Here is a 1675-nt window from a genome sequence, read left to right on the forward strand (position 1 = left end):
GAAGCTCAAGACTTGAGAAGAACAGAACAGTCCGTGCAACAGTCCGTACTACTTGTGCGTGAAAAATACGAAGCAACTAAAGTGCTGGAAGTTGGTGATAAAGTTAAAAAATTAGGGAGGACACATAAGTGGTTATTGAGTCTTGCAAGTCGCAGTTCTGAAATGCATGAACAATTAAAACACGACATATCGGCTATAGAACATGAGATTCGAGTGGCCAAGGAATCCCAAGCTAAACTTGAGAAATGGAATGTAAGCAACATAAGCGACATAAGTCAGGGCGACATTACAGATCCATTTGTAGGATACAAACGCCAAATTATTATAACAATAGAAAATAATCCTGCCCTAATTAGAGATGAGTTACGACTGGCAGGAAAATATCCAGACAATACCACTATTGTCCATATGGATGAAAATGGTAATTACAAAGTTGTATATGGACTTAAATTAGATCGAATACCAAAAGGTGATATTAAGATTGTAATCAATGCACATGGTGATTCAGAAGGTATTATAAGTAGAAGCATTGAGGAAATTGCCGAACATATTAGCATTATAGATCGGGCTACTGGTGAGGGTTCTGTCGTAAGGAAAGTCAGTTTGATTGCCTGTAATTTAGGAGGTGGCTATGTAGAAAGATTTCTACCTGAGCTGCGAAAAAAAGGGGTAAGTAACACCAAGGTAAGTGTCAGACTTGCCGATGTAAGAGTTGGTGCGGATGGCAGAAAAATTATGTTAGATTCAGAAGGCGTTTCTAGAAAATATCGCTCCAACGCCCTTAAAAAAACTTACGCATTTAATGAAAAAGGTGAAATAATCCCTGTGGATTCTTATACAGACGAGCATTACGATGTTAGTCTTTCTATTGATAAAGATGGCAGTCCAAAAATAGAACGCATTTACGGCAATCAACGCCTTAGTGAATTACAAGGTGCGTTAAAAGTTTTTGTTAAAGCTGAAAGTTTTAGTGAAACTGAAGAAATGTTACATCAGTTTAAAGATATACTACCTTCAGGTGCCTCCATAGCACACCTCAGCATCAAAACACCAAAAGATAACGACTGGTTTGCTCAGGGTAATGTGTTGCAACAAATGCAAAATTTAGATAATTTTGGTGGACGCCTTAATGCAAGTGTTGTGGTGTACTCTGACTCTGAAGACGCTCAAGTATCGTTAGCTGCTCGCAATAGAGATTCTGGGGTAAGAATAGTTAAGGGTGATACACGCTTTATCAAAGATCCTCTTATGTCAAAAAATGTAATGGCAATTCTAGAACTCGGAAGATTAGAGTCAAACCAACAACACTTAATGTTTCAAGGTGATGATTTTGATGCTGACATTAGTGTTAGAATTTTGCATGAGGGTGAAGATCATCCTACGACAAGGGAGACTTTGAAAAACTTAGACCTTATATCTCAAGTTACCCAGCAATCTATTGCGGATATAGACATTATAGTATCTACTACAGAAAATCCTGGTCATTATCTGGAACTGGTTAAAGCGCTGTCTGACAAATATAAAGTTACCATTACCGTGCGTAAAGAAATAGCAAGCGGTGCACTCGCAGAATGGCTATCAAAAACACCCCAAGACTCAGATGTGATTGTGCGTACTCCTCCACACCTAGCCGAAACCCAACCCCACAACGACAAAAAACTCCAAGACTGGGACC

1 protein-coding gene is annotated in these 1675 nt (G+C 38.9%); it reads left to right on the plus strand.

From position 1 onward, the window contains the following. The coding region (locus BBROOKSOX_RS10710; protein WP_139661762.1) for a C80 family cysteine peptidase at positions 1–1675 on the plus strand (1675 nt) is incomplete at both ends.

The organism is bacterium endosymbiont of Bathymodiolus sp. 5 South (assembly GCF_900128535.1).
Taxonomy (GTDB): domain Bacteria; phylum Pseudomonadota; class Gammaproteobacteria; order PS1; family Pseudothioglobaceae; genus Thiodubiliella.